Here is a 13890-nt window from a genome sequence, read left to right on the forward strand (position 1 = left end):
ACCGTAGTTCTTTGAAAACTGGCGGAGAGACAGGGATTCGAACCCTGGATACGGGTTTTAAGACCGTATAATCGCTTAGCAGGCGACCGCCTTCAGCCGACTCGGCCATCTCTCCAAAATCTTAATGGCGGAGGGGGTGGGATTCGAACCCACGGAACCCGTAAAGGTTCAACGGTTTTCAAGACCGCCTCCTTCAACCGCTCGGACACCCCTCCAACCAGTGGTTATCGCATTCGCATAACGACAATAGGAAGTATATCATAATCAAAATATAATGTCAACTGGCCAAAACAACTAATTGTAAAAACATTAACATTATATTTCTATCCGGAGTATTTTAAATTATCTGTTACCATTATCCCATTTTATTATAATTACCTGGCTATCTCCTTCAAACCACCCATATATGGCTGTAAAACCCTAGGTACCTTTACCGAACCGTCTCTTTGCTGGTAGTTTTCCAGCACCGCAGCCAGTGTCCTGCCAATAGCCAGACCTGAACCGTTCAGGGTATGTACATACTGGGGTTTTGCTTTGCCTGTTTTAAATTTAATTCCGGCTCTTCGGGCCTGAAAATCAGTGAAGTTACTACAAGATGAAATCTCACGATAAGTTTGATAGCCAGGAAGCCAAACCTCCAAGTCAAAGGTTTTTGCCGAACTAAAACCTAAATCACCCGTACACAGGATAATCAGGCGATAAGGTAATTCCAACAACTGAAGTACCTTTTCCGCATTAAGCACAAGTTTATCTAACTCCTCAAAGGAAGTATCAGGGTGGCAAAACTTTACCATTTCCACTTTATTAAATTGATGCTGGCGAATTAAGCCTCTGGTATCACGCCCGGCGGCTCCAGCCTCCGCCCTAAAACAAGCGCTGTAAGCAACATGGCAAATGGGCAGTTTTTCACCATCCAGTATTTCTTCCCTATATAAATTTGTTACCGGCACTTCCGCTGTCGGTATTAAATAATAGTTTGTATTCTCTAACTTAAACATATCTTCTGCAAACTTCGGCAATTGGCCTGTACCCTGCATACTATCCTGATTGGCAATAAACGGGGGAAATATTTCGACATAGTTATGCTGGGAGGTGTGCAAATCCAGCATGAAATTAATTAATGCTCTCTCCAAACGAGCCCCCAAACCCTTATAAAAAGAAAATCTGGCTCCGGTAACCTTGGCTCCTCTTTCAAAATCAATAATATCCAGACCTTCTCCTATATCCCAATGAGCCTTAGGTTCAAAATCAAATTTGGTAGGCTCACCCCAGAGCCTTATTTCAATATTGTCAGTTTCGCTTTTACCAACCGGCACAGAAACATCCGGGATATTGGGAATACCTAATAGAATTGCTTGCAACTCTTCTTCTATTACTCTTAGCTGATCATCTAAATCTTTAATTTCCTGAGAAACCTGTCTCATTTCCAGTACTATTTGCTCAGCCGGTTGGCCTTCTTTTTTTAGCCTGCCGACTTCCTGGGATACAGTATTGCGGCGATTTTTTAACTGTTCAACAACTACCAGTTTTTCTCGTCTCTGTTCATCCAGCTTTAAAAATTCATCCAGACTGCCTCTATTTCCCCTCTTGGCCAGGGCCTCTTTAACTGTTTCCGGGTTATTGCGCACAAATTTTAAGTCCAACATCGGTTAACCCCCAAATTAAAGGCTACAGTAGTTCTATATGTATATTTAAACGGAGTGTCTCTAAGTATCATTATATTAACTTTTATTTAACTTGAAGCTTTAGCGGGGGATAGTACCCCCGCTAAAGCTTCAATAATTACATTTTACAAACTGACAAATTTAACATCCAAAATACCGTCAACTTGAGCAATAGCTCTTAAAGTATCATCAGGAACTACATCGTCAATAGTCAGCACCATAACGGCCTTGCCACCAATTTCTTTGCGTCCTACCTGCATTGCGGCAATATTAATATCATGTTCGCCTATTAAGGTGCCTACCTTACCGATAATCTTCGGCCTATCATAGTGAGGTACAACCAGCATATGGCCGCTGGGAACAACATCCACACGGTAACCGTCAATGTTTACGAGATGGGCAACATTACCCTGCAGCAATGTTGCAGCCAGAACTCTTTCCCCACTTTCACAGTAAACCTTGGCTGTCATTAAATTATTATAATCTTTTGCCATTTCAGCAGTTGTCTGGATAACTTCAATACCCCTGTTCTTGGCTATTACCGAGGCATTGACAAAGTTAACGTTTTCCTGAAGTATTGGATCCAGCATGCCCTTCAAGAAAGCTGTGGTAATAGGTGTAACCTCCAAAGCGGACAATTCCCCGCTGTAGATAAGCTCAATTTTATTCACACGTCCAGTAATCATCTGGGCATGGAAGTTGCCGAGACGGCCCGCCAAATCAAGGTAGGGCTTAACTGCAGCCATAGTCTTAGCATCTAAGGACGGGATATTTACGGTATTTTTTACAACTTCACCTTTTAGGGCAGCCACGATTTCTTTAGCCACATCCACAGCCACATTAAGCTGCGCTTCTTCAGTAGAGGCGCCCAAGTGCGGAGTCATAATCACATTATTAAATTCATACAAAGGACTTTCGGTATTGGGTTCTTTTTCAAAAACATCCAGTGCGGCACCCGCAACTTTACCCGACTTTATAGCATTATATAATGCTTCCTCGTCAATAATTCCACCGCGCGCGCAGTTAATTATGCGCACACCATCCTTCATCACAGCAATTGTTTTCTCATTGATCAGGTGGTAGGATTCCTTAGTTTTAGGCATATGAATAGTCAGAAAATCAGCCTGCTTGAGAACATCCTCCAGCGGAAGCACCTTAACGCCCATTTTAGCGGCTGCTTCTTCGTTAATATACGGGTCATAGGCTACAATATTCATTTCCATAGCCAGGGCTCTTTTGGCAACGTTAGAACCAATTCGGCCCATACCTAAAACACCCAGTGTTCTTCCTCTTAATTCTACGCCCATAAATGCTTTTTTATCCCACTTGCCGCTCCTCAAAGTAGCATTTGCCTGAGGCACGCTTCTGGATAAACCGAGAATCATAGCCATGGTCAGCTCAGCTGCGGCAATGGTATTACCGTCCGGAGCATTTACTACCAAAACACCCTTATTGGTAGCAGCCGCCAAATCAATATTGTCAACTCCTACACCTGCACGGCCCACAACTATCATATTGTTGGCATGATCCAGCACCCTTGGTGTAACCTTGGTGGCGCTGCGCACAATCATAGCGTGGTACTGGGGAATTATCTCGACTAATTCATCTTCAGTCAGCTTTTTTTTGATATCTATTTCTAAACCCGGTTCTTCTCTAAAGGGCACCAGGCCCTCCTCTGCCACTCCATCTAAAACTAATACTTTCATTTCACTAATTCCTCCCCAAGAATACTTCCTGTAGTGCCTTAACACCTTGGCCTAACTGAACTGGATAGCCAACCTTGGCCAGAGCCATTTCCAAAGCACCGATAGCAATAATCATATCCATTTTGTCCGCGAAACCCATATGAGCTATGCGGAAAATTTTACCTTTAAGATCATCCTGCCCGCCGGCAAAGGTAATTTGATAATCATTCTTGAGCACCTTTCTGATATCCTCGGCAGAAATTCCTTCCGGGCTCAAAACAGCAGTTACAGCATCTGATCTGCAGCCTTCATCAGCCAGAAGCTCCAGGCCCAGAGCCTTGGCAGCAGCGCGAACACCGTTAGCCAACAAAGTGTGACGGGCATAAACGTTTTCCAGTCCCTCTTCCATTATCATATCCAAAGCAGCGTCTAAACCAACAAAGAGGGTTACGTTAGGTGTATAAGGAGTATTCCACTTGGCAATATTTTTCTTGCAAGCATTCAAATCAAAGTAAAATTTCGGTGTTTTATTCTCTTCAACTACTTTCCAGGCTTTTTCACTGACAGTAATAGCGCCCAAGCCAGGAGGCAGCATGAGAGCTTTTTGTGAACCTGTAGCAGCTATATCCACGTTCCACTCATCAGTTTTAAATTCAATGGCACCGAGACTGCTGACTGTATCCACAATCAGCAATGCCTTATGTTTGGCCACCAGAGCGCCCATACCGGCTATATCGTTGGTTACAGCAGTGGAGGTCTCATTGTGAGTGGCAAAAACAGCAACATAATCAGGCTCGCTGTTTAACTTTTCCTCAATTACTTTCAAGTCAGCAGCGCTGCCCCATCTGTATTTATATTCATCAACTACAGCACCGTACTTGGCAGCCATCTTTGTCCAACGCTCACCAAACTTACCGCCGTTTAAGGTTAACACTTTATCCCCAGGTTTAATTACATTGGAAACAGCTGCTTCCATGGCACCGGTTCCGGAGCTGGTTAATACGAATACCTCGTTTTTAGTTTGAAAAACTTTCTGCATTTTTTCTACAATGCCTTTGTGCATTTTGGCAAAGTCATCACTGCGGTGACCGAACATAGGCCGGGACATAGCTGCAAAAACCGTAGGCGGTACAGGTGTCGGGCCCGGAATCAATAAATACTGCTTGTCTTTCATGAAAGTTACCTCTCCTTCCAAATCTACCATTGTTTTTACTAAATAAAACAGTTACCCTATGTATAAGTCAAATATTGGTAACTGCTAAAAATAAAATAAACCTCTTATCCCAGATACCAGGGACGAGAGGTTTTTCCCGCGTTGCCACCCTAATTGATCAAGAGTTTAACAACAGATTTATTCTACCGCTAAACCTTAATCCAGCTTAAATGACTGTATAACGGCAGTCAACCGTAGCTGCTTAGTATTCTTTCGCAGTCCTCTTAGGGGCGGAATTCATTAAACGGCTATACCGGTTCACACCAACCACCGACTCTCTGTCAAAACCGTTTTAAGTACTTTTCCCCTGCATCAAGTTTTTGATATTAATTTCACAATCAGATTTTACTATATAATATTAGCTTTTGCAAGACATGAAACATATTTTTTTAGAGAAATATATTAACAGGCTATTTAGCGGGCAATAACCAAGTATTTAACAGCAAGAGTATTACCTACAGCTTATACATCTCTGTCATTCCCTGCAATCTTTCGGCCATGCTGGTTAACTCCTGAGCCGAGCTTGAGACCTGTTCAACATTGGCATTTGTTTGCTGACTGGCTGCAGCTAAACTTTGTGCCATATTCGAAGTGTTTTCCGTTCCTTTGGATATTTCATCTACCATTGATGACACTTGTTCAATTTCTTCAATTAATTTAGATAATACATTTCCGGTTTGCTCCGATACGCTAACCCCATCTTTTACAACAGTGGTAACCTCCTCCATGGAATTTACCGCTAACCCGGTTTGATCCCGTATCTCCCTCACTATATCGGCAATATCTTTAGTGGCACTGGCTGATTGTTCGGCCAGTTTACGAACCTCTTCAGCCACCACGGCAAATCCTCTGCCGGCATCTCCTGCTCTGGCCGCTTCAATGGCTGCATTTAAGGCCAATAAGTTAGTCTGACTGGCAATATTAGTGATAACATCTAAAATCAAACCTATCTCATGAGATTTTTTGGCCAGATCGGTGATCACCGTTGTACTGTCAACTACACTACTGTTAATCAAATTCATCTTCTGCATAGTGCTTTCTACAGCCTGACTGCCCTGTCTTGCATTATCAGACATCTCGACAGCTGTAAGATTAACCTGACTTGTACTGGAATTTTGCTCATCTACAGTTACAGCCAACTGATTAATGGTAGCAACTACTTCTTGAACAGCAGAAGTAACCTGCTCCGAGGTGGCAGACAACTCTTCGCTGTGTGCGGCCAGATTAGTCGAAGATTCTTTAATTTCCAGAACCATTTTTCTTACTGAAATAAGCATTTTATTAAAGGCTGTTCTTAAAATACCTATTTCATCATTTGAATTAACAACCAGTTGTCTCTCAGTTAAATCATTCTGCTCGGACATTTTGTACATCTCTTCTGTGGTTTCTATAATAGGTTTTGTAATCATCCTAGTTAGCAAAACTGCAATTACCATTGCCAGTACAATCGCTGCAATAGCAAATATAATAATTAAATTTTTTGCTGAATTTGCATGATTATTAATTGAGCCAACTACATTAGCAATTTCTTCATTTTTCTGAGCATAATAATCATTTAGCAGCTTTTGTGTTTCCTGGTAGTTACTTAATACGGTCATTCCTCCGTCTTTTGCCGCTTCAATATCTCCTGCCTTAACTGACGGTATCACATTTTCAATACATATCCTTGTATACTCATCATTGCTATTTTTTATTTTTGTCATAATATCTTTATCTTTTTGCTGCTGGGTCGCATTAATAATTTGCACTTCTAAATCTGACGATTTTTTAGAAACATCAACAAATTGTTGTGCAAATTTATCGTCACCATAAATCATATAGGCACGCAGCGACATTACCTGCTCATCTATAGACTTGGATAGTTCAACTGTATCATAATATTGGGGCAGCATATTTTTGTCTAACTCAACTATTTCACTGTTAATATCAGTAAATTGTATAACTGCAATTAATGATGCAATTGAAGCAATTAATAAAACTAAGACAAAGGAAGTTATTATTTTGGAAGTTAATTTTAAATTAATTAATTTCATAAATTGCCTCCTCGTTAATTATTTAGCAACTAAATTGTAATTGATTTATTACAATCTAATTTACTTTTATTGACTTATAAAACCCATTTTCGCTGGGTGACGAAATAATAAGCAATATACTTTGTCGATTAAGTCTATTATAGCAACTACGATTGAAAAAACTCTGAGAAGGGTCTGAGAAACTGCTGAGAGTTATAATAGTCAAATACTAAACGGCTACCGGCCAAAACCAATAGGTTTATTGATGGCTGAAAGCCATTAGTTGTGGCTAAAGCCGGTTAAATGCAGCTAGTAACCCATACAAAATGATATTTTATGTCATACACTGACTAACTATTTTTTTATATTTTGTAACATAATTCATGTCTAAACAAATGATATCCTTGTGCTTATCAAAATAATTGTAGCTTCGCACACAACCTGCCAGGAATTTTTCTCAAAATGTGTGAGAAAAATTCCTGGCAGGTTTCTTCAAGTAGTTGCATAAAATTACGTGAGGGCATAATTAAATGCCCCCACATTTTTCGGCTATTTAATAGATTATGTTTGCATGGTACCGCAACTATATTTTCTGCCCAGTCTTACCGTGTCTGGCTGGCCTATGCGCTCCAATTACTCCAGTATCTCACCAAATATTTTTGTTAAGTTTTTAGATATATTTGGATACAAGTTCTCAACGGCTACTTTTTCTGGTATAGCCTTTTTCTCTTTATCCATCTTTTGCACTAAACTCCGCAATACATCAATAAACTCTTCTCGCGGAATAAACTTAGCCAATATAGCAATTCTCCTGTCTCGCCGAGCTTTATTTTGTCTGTTTATCAACATAAAATATCCCGGCATATATCCAAAAGTTTCAATCCCTTTTCCATTGCCACCCCCTTACCGCTTTGATATACTTGTCTAAATGATTATAGACATGTCCAATTGTATTAAGCTGCGCCGTCTGGCCATATCTCTTTAACTGTTTTTCCAATGGCCTCGGCTATATATGGTCTAATTCGGTATCCCCTATTTCTGCCCGTGCTGTTTATGGCGTGGTGGACATAAGCGGGGGTGACGCCGGCTTCTTTTGCGATATCTACTATCTTTATTCCTTTTAGAACCATTAGCGCCCTGATCTCTCGCGGCGTTAAGCCTCTGCCTTTACCCATTGTCAGTCCTCCTTTCGTGTTTAGGCTGGGATATGTCTAAAAAATATTAGTTCTTGGATATAATGATAACATGGCTAAGACATATTATCAATACGACTTAATGCGACTTTCATAATTAAGGTGGTCTATTTATGGCAATTGGTGAGAGAATAAAATCTTTAAGAAAATTTCTAAAGCTGACACAACAGCAGTTTGCAGATGCTCTAGATATTGATCAAGGGCATATTGCAGGCATTGAAAAAGGCTCAAAAAATCCTTCTAAATCATTACAAAAGGTTATTTGCCTAACTTTTTATGTCAATGACATATGGTTAAAGACAGGAGGAGGAGAGATGTTTATTTCTCCTGAAGAATCACTAAAAAAAATAAAGGTCCACTTCGATAAGCAGACCTTCAATCAAGCTATTATTAATATAATGAAAGATGAGGAGGACGCCGTTGCTCCAGATCCGAGCACCGGTGCCAACCACAGCTGCCAGGGTAACCCCCGGGACATTATTAATATTGCCATAAATCAATACGGCGCAACTGCCATAATAGAAGCTTTCCAACAAGTCATGAAAATAAACGGCCTTGCCGTGGCTGCCAGCTACCAAACCCACCGTGCCGACACTGGCGATCCTGAACTGGACCGCCTTATTAATATTCTGTACGACCTCTGGGCAGCCGGCGACAACCGGCTCAAAGGCTGGGCATCAATTCAGTTCGACCGTGCCTTCCCTAATGATGTTGTCGAGAAGGCACAAAAAAAACACGCAGAAAACCAGGGCCAAGCCTCTGTCGGCTAACCTTACATTTACTACCAATGTCAATTTACTTGCTAACTAATTGCCCAGACTTTGATAACGCCAATGACATCCAGATTACTCTGAATATACTACTCCAGATTTTTTCATTTAAGGAATGATACTCTTCCCAGTTCGATGCTATGTGCAACCTTGTCAGAGAAGCGCTCAACGAATCGACTTAACCAGTTAGCCAGCGCCTTAATAAGCTCAGGAAAGGGACCTTTAATGTTTCGGTACTGAATCCTGATTTAAGTTCATTCAAAATATGTTTACACAAGGCAAATAGCAACATTTTCAACTTCTACATACAGTTTTTTTTCCACCAAAATACACCTCGCTTATCCGCCCGGTCTCACCGGGTTTTATTTTGTCTATTCATTAACATAAAGGAAGGTTGAAAATGAAACAGATTTTATTAAATCTTAACTTGTGGCCAGCCATCAAAATACGACCGGTCTTTATGTATGATTAATGCATAATTTTATATTATATGGATAAATATATATTAATCTCTATTGCCGCAATAACTCTTTAAAATTATTTCTTTAAAAATATCTATCCTTAGGCGGCAGAGGCTTTAATACTATTGCCGTAATAATTGCCTTAATCAATTATTAATTTCTCCCTCACCTCCCGTTTTTACTCCTCATTTAGCCTAGTCCCATTGACTTAGTAACAGCCATTAACAATTAGCAACAACACCTATAACCCTGCTAACATGCGCCGTGCCTAGCTTGTAACAAAACCCCCCTGACTATGTAACATCCCCAGATATAAAATCAACAAAAAACAGCAGCCCATAAACAACCCTGAATCAATTTTATTACTACCAGCTGATCTTTACCATATCGCCCACATTGGCAATGTAGCAGCAGAATTTTGACCTACCATTGTCTATTTTTCTTATAGCTATTTGCGACAACACAAAATCTCTCAAAGCCGCGCCCCGTCCAGGTTTATCCCCATTAAAATCACCTTTTCTATATTATCAGGTTACGTGAGAAACTACAATAATCGGCTAAGGGCAAAGGTCTTAGATCTGGTATTCTAAAAAAATAAACCGTGGCCAAATTGCGACCGCGGTTAAACCGGATTTATCTTAATTTTGTTGCTCAAAAAGGTAACCCACGCCTCGAACTGTGTGAATTAACGAAGGCTTCTGCAACTTACGGCGGAGATACCCTATGTAAACCTCAACGATATTTAAGTCACCCGTAAAGTTATGACCCCAAATTTGCTGCAGGATAATTTCTTTCGGAAGCACCTGCCTCGGGTGCCGCATAAATAGGAGAAGTAAATCAAACTCTGTCGGTGTCAGTAGCAAAAGAAGCTGTCCACGTCTTGCTTCGCGTCGAGTTGGCCAAATTGTAATATCTGCATAAGTTAATACTTCCTTTTCAGGACTGCTTGTCTGTCTTCTCAATTGAGCTTCTAAGCGAGCTAACAGCTCGGCAAAATTAAAGGGCTTAACCATGTAATCATCAGCACCGGCACGCAAACCGTTTACTCTGTCAATAAACTCATCTTTGCCTGTAACCATAATAATCACTGGATTAATCAGTTCCCTCAGCCGACGGCATAAATCCAGACCTTGAATATCCGGAAGCATCCAATCCAATATAACAGCATCAATCCTAACCTTTTTGACGAGTTCTAAAGCATCCTTGCCATAATAAGCAGTATACACCTGGTACCCCTCATAAATCAGTCCCATAGAAATATAATCAGTAATCAGTCTGTCATCATCAACAATTAGAATACCAATGTCAGCTTTCCTTCCTTTATCCGTGATTAGCTGATTCCTATCCGTTTTTTTAAATTCATTTAAGGCTTCAAAAGTTACATTCCTTTTATCAGACAAATCGGGTTTATGCACAACATCTTCTTGCTGCTTTACTTCTTGCGCTATGTGCTGCCTACCTTCTCCAATATCACGAATAATTATTTGTAAATAATTTACCCCTTGAAAACTACCACAATGAAGGTTTACTTCAACAAAAAATTTGCTGCCATCTTTACGCCTGTGAACTGTTTCAAATGCAACTAAACAACCTGCTGATCTATCAATTTGAAACATACTCGCTTGCCATGCCTCTGAATCATATAGCTCATCAATACGCATTTTAAGCAGCTCTTCCCGGCTGTAACCGTAGGCCTCAATTGCAGAATCGTTAGCCTCGACAATATAATAGTCATCATAACGAATAATGAGCATTATTTCTTTGCTTTGTTTAAAAAAAATTTGATACAACATGGCTACAAAGGCCTCCATTAATTGTTGCAGAAGAAGTTTCCTAATTATTCATCGTAATATTAAATTTATATATCTAACTAAACCAAAAATAAAAGAGGAATTAACCTGGTATGGGACAATTCCTCTTCAAATTAAGCTTCTGAAATTATGATATTTCTCAGAGGTTAATAATCTTTTTCTTTAACAGCAACTTTTAACTATATTTAAAAAATAATCATGCAATCTGGTATCCTCAGTCAGCTCGGGATGAAACGCGGCAGCCAGAAATCTTCCCTGGCGCGCCAGTACTATTTTTTTATTGTGCACAGCCAACACTTCTGCGCCATTATTCACTTCCTCTATATAAGGAGCACGAATAAAAACAGCACGTAAAGGCTGACTGCCCAAGCACTCAATTTCTAAATCAGCTTCAAAACTGTCAACCTGTCTTCCATAGGCATTTCTTTCAGCAACTATGTCCATTAAACCCAACCGCGGTTGATTAGAGTTTTTTATTTCTTTAGCTAACATAATCAATCCGGCACAGGTACCGAAAATAGGCATACCGTTTTTGGCCTTGTCTATTAAAGGTTCAAACAAAGAGAACTGGTTAAGCAGTTTACCGATAGTAGTACTTTCTCCGCCGGGAATAATTAATCCAGCTATATCCGTAAGCTGCTCCGGTTTGCGCACTTGAACCGATTCAATGCCGCATTTGCCAAGCATTTTTTGATGCTCTATAAATGCACCCTGCAGGGCTAATACACCTATTAACATGTTTACCAGCCCCGATCCTGCATCCTCTGCTCAGGAGTAATTGAAGATATCTCCAAACCAGGCATTGCTTCACCCAGATCTCTGGATATATCGGCCAGTATTTTCGGATCATTGTAATGTGTAGTAGCCGCTACAATGGCTTTGGCCCTGACAGCCGGGTTATCGGATTTAAAAATACCCGAACCAACAAAAATCCCGTCACACCCTAATTGCATCATCAAAGCAGCGTCTGCCGGCGTGGCAATACCACCCGCAGCAAAATTGACTACCGGGAGTTTCCCCTGTTCAGCTACCTGCAGCAACAGCTCATAGGGCGCGCCGATTTCTTTAGCTATTGTCATCAATTCTTCTTTAGGCATATTCTGAAGTTTACGAATTTCTCCCATAACCTTGCGCATGTGTCTTACCGCTTCCACAACATTACCGGTACCTGGTTCACCTTTGGTCCGAATCATAGCCGCGCCTTCACCGATTCTTCGCAAAGCCTCGCCTAAATTTCTGGCTCCGCAGACAAAAGGAACCTTGAAAGCATTTTTATCAATATGAAACTGCTCATCAGCCGGAGTCAATACTTCGCTCTCATCTATGTAATCAACGCCCAAAGACTCAAGGATCTGCGCTTCAACAAAATGACCTATTCTGGCTTTAGCCATTACCGGAATGCTAACAACTTCCATAATTCTGATAACGATAGTGGGATCAGCCATTCTGGCCACTCCACCTGCCGCTCTTATATCTGCAGGTACTCTTTCCAACGCCATAACCGCACAAGCTCCGGCTTCTTCAGCTATTTTAGCTTGTTCTGGCGTAGTAACATCCATTATTACGCCACCTTTAAGCATTTCTGCTAAACCCTTTTTAAGTGTCCAGGTGCCTGTTTCAGTCATACTTCTTTCCTCCAATCAAACACTTGATATTTAACTATGTAATTTTACAATATTTCAACGTTAAAAACAATAAGAAAAAGACCGGTTAAAGATTAAAGTCCGGTCTTAGTCAGCTCGCTTGGCCAAATTAACAAATCTAGTATATTCCTTTAAAAAACCCAGTTCAACAATACCGGTCGGCCCGTTTCTCTGTTTGGCCACTATTATCTCAGCAATTCCCTTCTTTTCACTTTCGGCATTATAGTACTCATCCCGGTAGATAAACATAACCATATCGGCATCTTGTTCTAAACTGCCGCTTTCTCTGAGATCAGAAAGTAAAGGCTTCTTATCCTGCCGCTGCTCCACAGAACGGCTAAGTTGAGCCAGAGCCAAAACCGGAACCTTCATCTCTTTTGCTAAACTCTTTAGTGAACGGGAAATTTCCGCAATTTCCTGCTGCCGGTTATCTGTTTTCTTTCCCGCCTGCATCAACTGCAGATAATCTATTACCACCAGCCCTAAGCCGTGTTCAGCTTGTAAACGTCTGGCTTTAGCTCTCAATTCTCTTATGGATATAGCAGGAGTGTCATCAATAAAAACGGGTATTCCAGACAGCTTGGCCGCAGTATTGTTTATTTTTTCCCAATCTTCTTCTTTTAAATTACCTATGCGCAATTTATGTTGATCCACCATGGCTTCGGCACACAGCATTCTCTGAACCAGCTGTTCTTTAGACATTTCCAGACTGAAAAAGGCCACCGGAATTTTGCGGTGCAGGGCAGCGTGTTGAGCTACATTTAGACCAAGGCTGGTTTTACCCATACTTGGGCGAGCCGCCAGAATCATTAAATCGCCTTTTTGAAAACCGCTGCAAATAGAGTCAAGATCGACAAAACCTGTGGAAACACCTGTTACAGCACCTTTATTTTCACTTAAATAGTCGATATACTCAAGAATCTTTAATAAAATCTCTTTAATCGGTGTAAATGCGGAAGCAGATCTCCTGCTGCTCAATTCCAAAATCATTCGCTCGGCTTCATCCATCAACCGCTGTGCATTCTCACTGCCTTCATAGCTCATATTGGCTATTCTGGAGGCCAGGCTGATTAAAGTTCTGAGAAGTGATTTCTCTTCTACAATTTTGGCATAGTACTCTACATTTGCAGAAGTAGGCACCATACCGGGCAAAGAGGCAATATAGGTCACTCCGCCAATTTTATCCAAATGGCCTCTCTGGCGCAAGCTTTCTGTTACAGTTAATAAGTCAATTGCAGCTGAATTATCGTTCAAATCTAAAATAACTTCATAAATTAACTTATGGCTCTCACTGTAAAAATCATCTGGACTTATAATGCGCATTACCTTATATATCGCTTCTTTGTCTAAAAAAACAGAACCAATTACGGATTGCTCAGCTTCCATGTTCTGAGGCGGTATTTTATCTAACATAAAAATGATCACCTTATTAAATTAC

Annotated in this window: 11 protein-coding genes, 2 tRNA genes and 1 other annotated feature; of the genes, 1 reads left to right on the plus strand and 12 read right to left on the minus strand. The window is 40.7% G+C overall.

The genetic code is table 11. The annotated features are described in order from the left end of the window. Positions 1-19 precede the first annotated feature (19 nt). The 8 genes from DTOX_RS20950 to DTOX_RS20985 form a co-directional block, all read right to left on the minus strand. Positions 20-115 (minus strand) — tRNA-Ser (locus DTOX_RS20950). 10 nt (positions 116-125) lie between these two features. Beyond that, positions 126-215: transfer RNA gene (locus DTOX_RS20955), tRNA-Ser, on the minus strand. A gap of 159 nt (positions 216-374) precedes the next feature. Beyond that, positions 375-1646 carry a serine--tRNA ligase gene (gene serS, locus DTOX_RS20960; RefSeq protein WP_015759671.1) on the minus strand — a complete coding sequence of 424 codons (1272 nt, stop codon included), beginning with the start codon at positions 1644-1646 and terminating at the stop codon, positions 375-377. Between the two features lie 143 nt (positions 1647-1789). After that, positions 1790-3370 (minus strand): phosphoglycerate dehydrogenase, encoded by a 1581-nt coding sequence (serA, locus tag DTOX_RS20965; RefSeq protein WP_015759672.1) that lies wholly within the window; start codon positions 3368-3370, stop codon positions 1790-1792. 4 nt (positions 3371-3374) lie between these two features. Further along, positions 3375-4523: a pyridoxal-phosphate-dependent aminotransferase family protein gene (locus DTOX_RS20970; RefSeq protein WP_015759673.1), complete on the minus strand. Its 1149-nt coding sequence runs from the start codon at positions 4521-4523 to the stop codon at positions 3375-3377. Positions 4524-4638: 115 nt separating this feature from the next. Further along, positions 4639-4884: a binding site (T-box leader), on the minus strand. A 133-nt stretch (positions 4885-5017) separates the two neighbouring features. Then, positions 5018-6595: a methyl-accepting chemotaxis protein gene (locus DTOX_RS20975; RefSeq protein WP_015759674.1), complete on the minus strand. Its 1578-nt coding sequence runs from the start codon at positions 6593-6595 to the stop codon at positions 5018-5020. Positions 6596-7207: 612 nt separating this feature from the next. Beyond that, entirely contained in the window at positions 7208-7372 is a 165-nt protein-coding gene (locus tag DTOX_RS20980; protein ID WP_015759675.1) for a hypothetical protein, read from the minus strand. Between the two features lie 155 nt (positions 7373-7527). Beyond that, positions 7528-7749, minus strand: a complete 222-nt coding sequence (locus DTOX_RS20985; RefSeq protein WP_015759676.1) for a helix-turn-helix domain-containing protein — start codon at positions 7747-7749, stop codon at positions 7528-7530. Between the two features lie 131 nt (positions 7750-7880). Here DTOX_RS20985 and DTOX_RS21825 point away from each other — a divergent pair, with 131 nt between their 5' ends. Then, positions 7881-8537, plus strand: a complete 657-nt coding sequence (locus tag DTOX_RS21825) for a helix-turn-helix domain-containing protein (RefSeq protein WP_015759677.1) — start codon at positions 7881-7883, stop codon at positions 8535-8537. Positions 8538-9636: 1099 nt separating this feature from the next. On the opposite strand, the gene DTOX_RS22625 is transcribed toward DTOX_RS21825, so the two are convergent. The 4 genes from DTOX_RS22625 to dnaB all read right to left on the minus strand — a co-directional run bounded on the left by DTOX_RS22625 (position 9637) and on the right by dnaB (position 13865). After that, complete coding sequence (locus DTOX_RS22625) at positions 9637-10791, minus strand: response regulator (RefSeq protein ID WP_015759678.1); 1155 nt, start codon at positions 10789-10791, stop codon at positions 9637-9639. A gap of 180 nt (positions 10792-10971) precedes the next feature. Continuing rightward, positions 10972-11547 (minus strand): pyridoxal 5'-phosphate synthase glutaminase subunit PdxT, encoded by a 576-nt coding sequence (gene pdxT, locus DTOX_RS21005; RefSeq protein WP_015759679.1) that lies wholly within the window; start codon positions 11545-11547, stop codon positions 10972-10974. Between the two features lie 2 nt (positions 11548-11549). Next, on the minus strand, positions 11550-12434 hold the full coding sequence (gene pdxS, locus DTOX_RS21010; protein WP_015759680.1) for a pyridoxal 5'-phosphate synthase lyase subunit PdxS: 885 nt from the start codon (positions 12432-12434) through the stop codon (positions 11550-11552). Between the two features lie 105 nt (positions 12435-12539). Next, positions 12540-13865, minus strand: a complete 1326-nt coding sequence (gene dnaB / locus DTOX_RS21015; RefSeq protein ID WP_015759681.1) for a replicative DNA helicase — start codon at positions 13863-13865, stop codon at positions 12540-12542. Positions 13866-13890: the final 25 nt, after the last annotated feature.

The sequence above is a fragment of the Desulfofarcimen acetoxidans DSM 771 genome, assembly GCF_000024205.1.
GTDB classification, from domain to species: domain Bacteria; phylum Bacillota; class Desulfotomaculia; order Desulfotomaculales; family Desulfofarciminaceae; genus Desulfofarcimen; species Desulfofarcimen acetoxidans.

Coding starts and splice junctions, on each gene's coding strand:
- serS (WP_015759671.1), bottom strand. CDS start 1,646: ATGTTGGACTTAAAATTTGTGCGCAATAACCCGGAAACAGTTAAAGAG.
- serA (WP_015759672.1), bottom strand. CDS start 3,370: ATGAAAGTATTAGTTTTAGATGGAGTGGCAGAGGAGGGCCTGGTGCCC.
- DTOX_RS20970 (WP_015759673.1), bottom strand. CDS start 4,523: ATGAAAGACAAGCAGTATTTATTGATTCCGGGCCCGACACCTGTACCG.
- DTOX_RS20975 (WP_015759674.1), bottom strand. CDS start 6,595: ATGAAATTAATTAATTTAAAATTAACTTCCAAAATAATAACTTCCTTT.
- DTOX_RS20985 (WP_015759676.1), bottom strand. CDS start 7,749: ATGGGTAAAGGCAGAGGCTTAACGCCGCGAGAGATCAGGGCGCTAATG.
- DTOX_RS21825 (WP_015759677.1), top strand. CDS start 7,881: ATGGCAATTGGTGAGAGAATAAAATCTTTAAGAAAATTTCTAAAGCTG.
- DTOX_RS22625 (WP_015759678.1), bottom strand. CDS start 10,791: ATGTTGTATCAAATTTTTTTTAAACAAAGCAAAGAAATAATGCTCATT.
- pdxT (WP_015759679.1), bottom strand. CDS start 11,547: ATGTTAATAGGTGTATTAGCCCTGCAGGGTGCATTTATAGAGCATCAA.
- pdxS (WP_015759680.1), bottom strand. CDS start 12,434: ATGACTGAAACAGGCACCTGGACACTTAAAAAGGGTTTAGCAGAAATG.
- dnaB (WP_015759681.1), bottom strand. CDS start 13,865: ATGTTAGATAAAATACCGCCTCAGAACATGGAAGCTGAGCAATCCGTA.